The following is a 9239-nucleotide window of genomic DNA, read 5'->3' as shown; positions in this document are numbered from 1 at the left end:
TGGGAATGCCGGTCGTGTCGAGACCGCAATGATACCCGCCCCCGCTCGCCTCGCGCAGCTTCCCGACAAGGTCGGGATCGTCGCCGCGAAAGGCATGGGTCGCCCCCAGCTCGCGCGCCAGCGCCAGCCGGTTCTCCGCCAGATCGACGGCGCAGATGTTCGTACAGCCCGCAATCGCCGCCCCCATGAGCGAGGACAGCCCGACCGACCCCGCACCGAACACAACGAAACTGTCGCCCGCCTGTGGCCGGATCGCGTTGAGCCCCGCGCCAACGCCGGTCTGGATGCCGCATCCCAGCGGGGCAAGCACATCCAGCGGCAGGGCCTTGTCGATCTTCACCACGTTGCGCCGATGAGCCAACTGTCGCTGCAAAACTACGCAGCGATCGGCGGTCGGTTGGTATCCTCTCCTGCCGGGAAGAGGCGGGGTCACACACGTCGATCCAGTCTTTCGCAACATCGACGCCGATGTAGGTTTGGGGCAAAGTCACTGTCCTGTCCTTGATATTCGGGGTCGGCACTACGGGCGCCCCTTGCAACTGTTCAGGTTCAAATGGCGACGGCGCAAATGGGCCCCTTGCTACTCAGCGGGATCTACCTCCCCGGGATGGAACGGGGTCCCACCTGCGTTCCCAGTATGCCCGACCTTGAACACACAAGGATGGAGCATCATGAGCAAGACCACGAACAAATTTTCCCCTGAAGTCCGCGAGCGCGCGGTGCGGATGGTTCTCGGCAACGAGGGCGAGCATGGCTCTCGCTGGCAGGCGATCACATCGATCGCAGCGAAGATCGGCTGCTCGGCGACCACGCTGAACGACTGGGTCAAGAAGGCCGAGGTCGACAACGGCAAGCGTTCAGGCGTCCCCAGCGAGATGGCCGAGAGAATGAAGGCGCTGGAGCGGGAGAACCGCGAGCTGCGCCAAGCCAACGAGATCCTGCGCAAGGCGTCGGCTTATTTTGCGATGGCGGAGCTCGACCGCCGGTCGAAGTGATGGTGGATTTCGTTGAAGCGCATCGCGATGCGCATGGGGTCGAGCCGATCTGCACGGTGAGCCGCCGAAGGCGCCACCGGTCCGAGCCCGGCGGCGAACGCCGATTGCCCCCTCCACCTACTATTCTCACTTGGCGAAGCGGGCTGACCCGGCGCGGCAGTCTGACCGCGCCCGTCGTGATGCCACCCTGCGGCCCGAGATCGAACGCGTCTGGGAGGAGAACTATCAAGTCTACGGCGTCCGCAAGGTATGGCGCCAGCTTGTCCGGGAAGGGTTCGATGTCGCTCGTTGCACTGTGGCAAGGCTTATGAATGACATGGGTATTCAAGGCATTATCCGCGGCAAGCCACATCGGACGACGATCCCGGACAAGAAGACCCCGTGTCCGTTGGACAAGGTAAACCGTGAGTTCCGCGTTCCGGCACCCAACATGCTCTGGGTGAGCGACTTCACCTACGTCGCCACCTGGAAGGGCTTCGTCTATGTCGCCTTTGTCATCGACGCCTACGCGCGCAAGATCGTCGGCTGGCGCGCCAGCACGTCAGCGCAGACAGGTTTCGTCTTGGATGCACTGGAGCAGGCAGTCCATGACCGAAGGCCGACAAAGGCCATGGGGTTGGTTCATCATAGCGACCGCGGATCGCAATACCTGTCCATTCGCTACACCGAGAGGCTGGGCGAAGCCGGTATCGAACCTTCCGTGGGGAGCGTTGGCGACAGCTACGACAATGCGTTGGCCGAAACCATCAACGGCCTCTACAAGGCTGAAGTCATCCATCGCCGCGGCCCCTGGCGCAGCTTCGAGGCCGTCGAATATGCCACGCTGGAATGGGTGGACTGGTTCAACAACCGCCGACTTCTCGAGCCCATCGGAAACATCCCGCCAGCCGAGGCTGAGGCCAACTTCTACGCAGCTCTGGAAACTGAAGAAATGGCCGCGTAACTAACCATAATTAGCCTCCGGCAAGCCCGGGGCGGTCCAATCTGGTTCGGCGTGTTCCTCGTGATCGTCGTCGAGGCGGGGATGATCACGCCTCCGCTCGGCATGAACATATTCGTCATACAGGCACAGGCATCGGACATTCCGCTGATCCGAATATATCAGGCGGTCATGCCCTATGTTGCCGGGCCAATCCTGCTGTGCCTGCTTCTGGTGATCTTCCCGGCAATCGCCCTGTTCCTGCCAGAAGTGTTGTTCGCACCATGACCCAAAGCTCTTTTCCCTTCGATGGCGCGGTTGCGCTTGTCACCGGCGCGGCGTCCGGCATCGGTCAGGCGCTGGTCGCCGCCCTTCAGGCCCAAGGCGTGAAGGTGGCGGGCGCCGACCTGTCGGCCCCCGCTGGCCCGGACCTCGCCCTCGCGCTCGACATACGGTCCCGTTCGGACTGGGCCGCCGCCGCCGACCGGGTCGGCGAAACCTTCGGCGGGGCCGATCTGCTGTTCAATGTCGCGGGCATATGCGCCTCGCCCCAACCCATCCATGAGGTCGAGCTGGAGACCTTCCAGCGCGTCCTCGACACCAATCTGGTGGGCATGTTCCACGGCACGCAGGTTTTCGTGAACCAGCTGCGCCGGACGGGCCGCTCGGCGCATATCGTCAATATCTGCTCGGTCTGCGGCCTGTTCTCGACCCCCGGCTATGCGGCCTATGCCGCATCCAAGACTGCCACCGTTTCGCTGAGCGAGACCGCGCGCAGCGATCTGGCCCCGCTGGGCATCGGCGTCACCGCCGTCTGCCCCGGCTACGTCAACACGGCCATCGCAAGCTCCGGTCAGGACAGCACGTCCGAGAACCGCCGACGCGTGGCCGAGATCATGGCCAATTCCATGCAGCCCGAAGAGGTGGCCCGCCGGATCATCGAGGCGGTGAGCCGCAACCTCCCCTACCTGCTGACCCATCCCGAATATGACCGCGTCATCGCCGCCCGTGCCGCCATGCTCGACGCGGCGCTCGTCACCGCGCGCGAACTCGATGCCGGGGGCCACCCCATCGACGACGTGACCCGGCTCGGGGGAAGCTGGCTATGACCCCCGGCCAGGCAGACATCCTGGGCGTGTCTTTCGGCGGCCGCCTCGTGGTCGTCACCGGCGGCGCGCGCGGACAGGGTGCGCTTCAGGCCCGGCATCTCGCGGCGCGGGGCGCGCAGGTGATCGTCGCCGACATCCTTGAAGACGAGGGCCGCGCCCTCGCGGATGAGATCGGCGCGCAATTCGCCCGCCTCGACGTGACCTCGGAAGCGGACTGGGCGGCGTTGCAGGCGCAATGCGGCGACCGGCCCCTGCACGGTCTGGTGAACAATGCCGGGCTCTACCGGCCAGAAACCATCCCCGACACCACGCCCGAGGATTTCGACCTGCAATACAAGGTCAACCAGTTCGGCACCTATCTGGGCGTGAAGTTCGCCGAAGCGGCGATGGGCCCCGAAGGCGGGTCGATCGTGAACATCTCGTCGCTTGCCGGGCTGCACGCCAGCAAGAGCATTGCCTATGTCGGAACGAAGTGGGCCGTGCGCGGCATGACCAAGACCGCCGCGCGCGAACTGGGCCCGCGCGGGATCCGCGTCAACTCGGTCCATCCGGGCATCATTCTCACCCCGATGCTGGACGCCTGGAGCGACGAGGACCTGAAGACCCGCACCGCTCAGGTCCCGCTTGGTCGCGCGGGATTGCCCGAAGATGTGGTCCATACGTTGCTGTTTTTACTGTCGGATTTCAGCCGCTACATCTCGGGGGCCGAAATCGCGATTGATGGCGGGTTGTCTGTCTAGACAATACCGGAAAGAATAGAGCCGCCGCACCGTCGATCAAACCGGGCGGTGCGTAGCGGTCGGTTCACCGGTATGAGGTAAGAGCATATCATGCCAGATACAGCCAGCCCCGGCCGACTGTCCACGATCGCATCGGCCGCATTGCTGGGCGGCACGATTTTCACCCTCGCGGACCTATTCAGCAACAATCACCTGTTCGCCGGAATCGCGATCACGCTGATCGTGTGCCACATCCTGATGCGTTGGCGTCATGTGCGCACCAACGCCAAGGTCCTGCTCCTGCTCGCCGCGCTGTCGGGGGCGCTGCTGGTCCTGACCGGGGGCGATCCGGGCAGCCTTGCCCTTGCAGCAAGCCGCGCGCTCTACCTTCCTGCCCTGCTGGCCGTCATGGCGATCCTGCGGGTGGCCGCGATGCGCTCGAACATCGTCAGTACCGCCGCCCATTTCGTGGTGGACCAGCCCCCGTCGCGGCGGTTCGCCCTGCTGGCCAGCGGCAGTCATATCTTCGGCATCCTGCTCAATCTCGGCGGCCTGCAGCTTCTGCTCGGGATCGCGCTGGCCGAACGTGACCGCGCCGCGCCCAGCCCCGACATCGCCGAAGTGCAGGGGCGGCGAATCACCAATGCGGTCCTGCGCGGCTTTGCCGCCACCATCCTGTGGTCGCCGGTCGGGCTGGCCATCAACATGCTCATCCCGCTGATGCCGACATTGGGATATGTGTCCTACCTGCCCTACGGCCTTGGCCTGATGGTGGTCTTCTTCGCCCTCGGCTGGGTGTTCGACCGGCTGGAGCGCCGTCCGCGCCGCACCTTCACCCCGTCGCCCCACAAGGGCGCGGGCCTCGCCATGGCCGCGCTGCTCGGGTTGCTCCTAGCGATCACCGGGCTGTCGGCACTGGCCGAGGCGGTGGTCGGCATTCCGATGCGGGCCGCGATCCTGATCGTCATTCCCGCCATGGCGGTGATCTGGGTCCTGCTGACCGAAGGCCGCCCCTTCTCGGGCAATCTCAAATCCCTTGCCCGCGACGGGTTCCGCGCACTGCCCGATTCAACCAGTGAAATCTGCCTGATCGGCGCCAGCGCCTTCCTCGGACTGACCGTGGTGGAAATGCTGCCCGCCGAAAAGCTTCGCATGCAGATCGAACATGTCTCGATCGGGCCGGGCGTCATCGCCTGCATCATCATCCTGCTGATGACACTGGTAAGCCAGCTTGGCCTCTCCCCCATGATCGGCGCGCTGCTGTGCTCCGGCGCTATCATCTCGTCCGGGATCGACATGCCGGAACTGATGCTGATGCTGGCCTTGATGTGCGGCTGGTCCGGCTCGATGCTGCTGTCCCCCTTCGCGTCCACTCTTGCCATCGCCACGGGGATGATCGGCAAGTCCCCCCGCGACGTGGGCCTGCGATGGAACGGGCCATTCATCCTGACCTATTACGTGATCGTCATGACCGCCCTGCTGATCGCGGGCGCGATGCTCTGACCTGCCGCTGGGGCAGCCTCTCATTCGTTTGAAGATTGCAACCGGGACCGTCAGCCCGAATTGACTGGGGTTTGCTCCGGCTGGGGGCAGAATGACACCCTAAGAGTTGTCCCTGTGTCGTTTCATTATGTCGAGCACGGTGTTTTTGCTGATACCAAGATCGCGGGCAATCCACCGATATGAGCGCCCCTCTGCCACAGCTTGAACGACTTTCGGTGCAAGCTTGTCGGATTTCGGTCGTTGTCCGGGTTGGCGCCCGAGCTTCTTGCCGCGTGCCCGGGCCGCAGCAAGGCCTGATTTGACGCGTTCGCTGAGCAAGTCGCGTTCAAATTGGGCAATTCCTGCCAGCATGGTCGCCATCATCCGGCCATGCGGCGTGTCCAGCTCGAAAGTCATGCCACTCATGGCGACGACCGAAACCTTCCAGCCAGCCAGCTTATTCAAAGTGTCCAACAGGTCTTGAGTGGAGCGGCCCCACCGGGACAACTCGCTGACAAGGATGGCATCTATCTGCCGCGCTTGAGCCAGATCGAGAATTCGGTTCCGGGCAACACGATTGGCGGAGGCACCCGAGGCCGTTTCTTTGAATACACCGATCACCTCATAACCGCCGCGTTCTGCGAAACCAGTCAGTTCCATCACCTGCCTTTCACACGACTGATCGGCGGTGGAAACTCTGGCATAGATGGCTGCGCGCTGTCCCAGTTGAACCTCCTTGGAATTTGAACTTGCAAGTCGTTAATTTTGCTGGTGCGAGGTATGTCCCGAACAGACATCTGATTAACAAGGACATTCCAGAATGCCAAGACGGTCCATCTTGACCGAGCGCCAGCGTTCGGCGCTTTTCGACCTGCCAACTGACGAGACCTTGATGTTGCGGCATTACACGCTGGCAGACGACGATATTGAACATATCAACGAACGGCGGCGGCCAGAGAACAAGATCGGCTTTGCACTTCAACTCTGTGTCCTACGCTATCCTGGGCGGCTGTTGTCATCTGGCGAGGTCATCCCGGAAAAAGTATTGCGTTTCATCGCGGCCCAGTTGGGTCTGATCGGCGACGAAGTCTTACCCTATGCTGCACGTCGGCAAACCCGTCAGCAGCACCTGCGCGCCCTGCGCCATATCTATGGCTTCAAGATGTTCTCGGGCCAAGGCGCGCGCAGTTTGAAGGCCTGGCTTGAGAATGAAGCGGAAACTGCCCGATCCAACGAAGATCTGGCGCGCCGATTTATCGAAGAGTGCCGCCGGTCGCAGGTGATCCTGCCCGGCATCTCTGTCATCGAACGGCTGTGCGCAGATGCTCTGGTTTCGGCTGAACGCCAGACCGAATGCCGGATCACCAACAGGATCGCCGATGAAATGAAAGAACGCCTGGACGCGCTGTTGACCGAGATCGTGGATGGTAATGTCACCCGATTCATCTGGCTTCGCCGTTTCGAGGCAGGCAGCAACTCGGCGGGAGCATCACGGCTTCTGGACCGGTTGGAGTTTTTGCAAGAATTGGGCCTATCACCGGACATTCTGTCCGACATACCGCCACATCGGATCACCCGCCTGCGCCGCCAGGGCGAGCGCTACTTTGCCGACGGTTTACGCGATATCACCAGTGACCGGCGCTTGGCGATCCTCGCTGTCTGTGCGGTAGAGTGGAAGGCTGCCATCGCCGATGCCGTGATCGAAACCCACGACCGGATTGTTGGAAAGACCTGGCGGGATGCGAAAAGGCTGTCCGACGCACGTATCGCGGATGCCAGATCTTCGCTGCGTGAGACACTGCTTTCCTTCAAGGATCTGGGTGCTGCCCTGCTGGAAGCCAAGGCAGATGGCGCGTCCCTTGATGCCGCCGTCGAAGTTGCGTGCGGCTGGTCTGAACTCGAAAGCATGGTGACAACCGCAGCCGAGTTGACCGACACGATGGCAGCCGACGCGTTGTCTCATGTCGCCCATGGGTATCATCGGTTTCGCCGCTATGCCCCAAGAATGCTGCGGGCACTCGATATCTGCGCCGCCCCGGTGGCGGCACCTTTAATGCAGGCAACTAAGGTCATCGCCGATGATCAAACCGACGCACTCCGCCAGGTTGGCTTCTTGCGCCGAACCTCGAAATGGCATCAACACCTCAATGCCCAGGACCCAGGTGACAATCGGCTCTGGGAGGTCGCTGTGTTGTTCCAGGTGCGTGAAGCGTTCCGATCCGGCGATATCTGGCTACCCCATTCCCGGCGTTACGCTGATCTGAAACAAGCTTTGGTACCGATAGAAACAGCCAAGGCGTGCCCGCGCCTGACGATGCCATTCGAGCCTGAGATCTGGCTCGATGTTCGCAAGGCAAGGCTGGCAGAAGGTATGAAGCGTTTGGCCAAGGCCACTCGAACCGGCGCGATTCCCGGCGGTTCAATCGAGAACGGCATTCTCAAGGTTGATCGTTTGACGGCAGCGATCCCGGCGGATGCTGATGGTATGGTGCTTGATCTTTATGGCCGCCTGCCCGCCGTTCGGATCACCGATCTGCTGCAGGAAGTTGATGACGATATCGGCTTCACCGAAGCCTTCACGCATTTGCGCACCGGCGTTCCCTGCAAGGATCGCATCGGGTTGTTAAACGTGCTGCTGGCCGAGGGATTGAACCTTGGCCTCAGTAAAATGGCCGAGGCGACCAGTTCACATGACTACTTCCAACTCTCGCGCTTGTCCCGGTGGCATGTTGAAAGCGATGCCATCAACAGGGCGCTCGCCAAGGTGATCGAGGCGCAGGCCAATTTGCCGATGGCGCAATTCTGGGGCGGCGGGATGACAGCTTCAAGCGACGGTCAGTTCTTTCCAACAACGCGGCATGGCGAGGCGATGAACCTCATCAATGCGAAGTATGGGCAGGAGCCCGGTTTAAAGGCCTACACCCATGTCTCTGACCAATTCGGTCCGTTTGCCACACAGAACATCCCTGCGACTGTAAGTGAGGCCCCATACATTCTGGACGGCCTACTGATGAACGAGGTGGGGAAGACGGTCAAAGAGCAATATGCAGACACCGGGGGGTTCACGGATCATGTCTTCGCGGCAACCGCGCTCCTGTCTTATCGCTTCGTTCCCCGCATCCGCGACCTGCCGTCAAAACGGCTCTATCTCTTCGACCCCGCTGCGACGCCGAAGGGAATCCGCGGGTTGGTCGGCGGAAAGATCAGAGAAAAGCTGATCACTGAAAACTGGCCGGACATTTTGCGCGCCGTCGCCACTATGGCGGCGGGTGTCATGCCACCCAGCCAGCTGTTGAGGAAGTTCGCATCGTATCCCCGTCAGCACGAGCTGGCTGTTGCCTTACGGGAGATCGGGCGCATTGAACGCACCCTGTTCATTATCGACTGGCTGCTTGACGCTGACATGCAGCGCCGCGCACAAATCGGCCTGAACAAAGGCGAGGCACACCACGCCTTGAAAAACGCCCTACGCATCGGGCGTCAGGGCGAAATCCGAGACCGAACCTCTGAAGGACAGCACTATCGCTTGGCCGGGCTGAACCTGCTGGCCGCGATCATCATCTACTGGAATACTAAGCACCTTGGACATGCCGTCACCACGCGAAAGCGGGCTGGTCTCGATTGTTCATCTCAACTCCTGGCGCATATCTCGCCCCTCGGATGGGCGCATATCCTGCTCACGGGCGAATACAGGTGGAAAAACCGATGACACCCAGCCTTAGGGTGTCATTCTGCCCCCAGCCGGAGCAGACCCCTTGACTCCAACTCGGGCTGCCTCTAAGTTGATGCGGTATTCGATGTTTGTTCGAATACCGGGCTCAATAGCCAGACCCGCTCCAAAGAGCGGGACAAGAACCGCAGTGGGTAGGGAGGATGTTGCCCCAATGATATTCCAGAAACTGACCGCCGCAGCGCTCGGCGTTGCCATGCTTGTGGGCGCCGCGCCCAAATCCGCCGAGGCCGATATCCTCGTGATGGGCGGCAACCCGGAAGGAAGCCTGTTCTACGCGCAGTC

Annotated in this window: 7 protein-coding genes, 1 pseudogene and 1 other annotated feature; of the genes and pseudogenes, 6 read left to right on the top strand and 2 right to left on the bottom strand. The window is 61.9% G+C overall.

What is annotated here, in order from left to right:
- On the bottom strand, nt 1-361 hold a 361-nt coding region (locus tag MRY75_RS00285), incomplete at its 3' end, for a zinc-binding dehydrogenase (protein WP_292305142.1).
- Between the two features lie 310 nt (nt 362-671).
- On the opposite strand from MRY75_RS00285, the pseudogene MRY75_RS00280 reads away from it, so the two are divergent.
- From MRY75_RS00280 to MRY75_RS00260, 5 genes and pseudogenes are all read left to right on the top strand, one after another.
- A pseudogene (locus MRY75_RS00280) lies at nt 672-1938 on the top strand (IS3 family transposase).
- Nucleotides 953-1071: a sequence feature (AL1L pseudoknot), on the top strand. Its footprint overlaps the pseudogene before it by 119 nt.
- Nucleotides 1939-1944: 6 nt before the next feature.
- A complete protein-coding gene (locus tag MRY75_RS00275) occupies nt 1945-2202 on the top strand; it encodes a TRAP transporter large permease subunit (protein ID WP_309765880.1) in 258 nt (85 codons plus the stop codon).
- Complete coding sequence (locus tag MRY75_RS00270) at nt 2199-3023, top strand: SDR family oxidoreductase (protein ID WP_067919702.1); 825 nt, start codon at nt 2199-2201, stop codon at nt 3021-3023. The genes MRY75_RS00275 and MRY75_RS00270 overlap by 4 nt, the downstream gene beginning before the upstream one ends.
- Nucleotides 3020-3763 carry an SDR family oxidoreductase gene (locus tag MRY75_RS00265; protein WP_292305141.1) on the top strand — a complete coding sequence of 248 codons (744 nt, stop codon included), beginning with the start codon at nt 3020-3022 and terminating at the stop codon, nt 3761-3763. Before MRY75_RS00270 ends, MRY75_RS00265 begins: the two co-directional genes overlap by 4 nt.
- Before the next feature lie 90 nt (nt 3764-3853).
- Entirely contained in the window at nt 3854-5245 is a 1392-nt protein-coding gene (locus MRY75_RS00260) for a hypothetical protein (RefSeq protein WP_292305140.1), read from the top strand.
- 99 nt (nt 5246-5344) lie between these two features.
- Here the strand turns inward: MRY75_RS00260 and MRY75_RS00255 are convergent, their stop codons facing one another.
- A complete protein-coding gene (locus MRY75_RS00255) occupies nt 5345-5932 on the bottom strand; it encodes a recombinase family protein (protein WP_292305143.1) in 588 nt (195 codons plus the stop codon).
- 112 nt (nt 5933-6044) lie between these two features.
- On the opposite strand from MRY75_RS00255, the gene MRY75_RS00250 reads away from it, so the two are divergent.
- Nucleotides 6045-8933 (top strand): Tn3 family transposase, encoded by a 2889-nt coding sequence (locus MRY75_RS00250; RefSeq protein WP_292305139.1) that lies wholly within the window; start codon nt 6045-6047, stop codon nt 8931-8933.
- Nucleotides 8934-9239: the final 306 nt, after the last annotated feature.

Source organism: Marivita sp., from assembly GCF_022763305.1.
Taxonomy (GTDB): domain Bacteria; phylum Pseudomonadota; class Alphaproteobacteria; order Rhodobacterales; family Rhodobacteraceae; genus Marivita.
The sequence above is the reverse complement of the archived record's forward strand: the minus strand, read 5'-3'. Positions and strand labels throughout refer to the sequence as shown.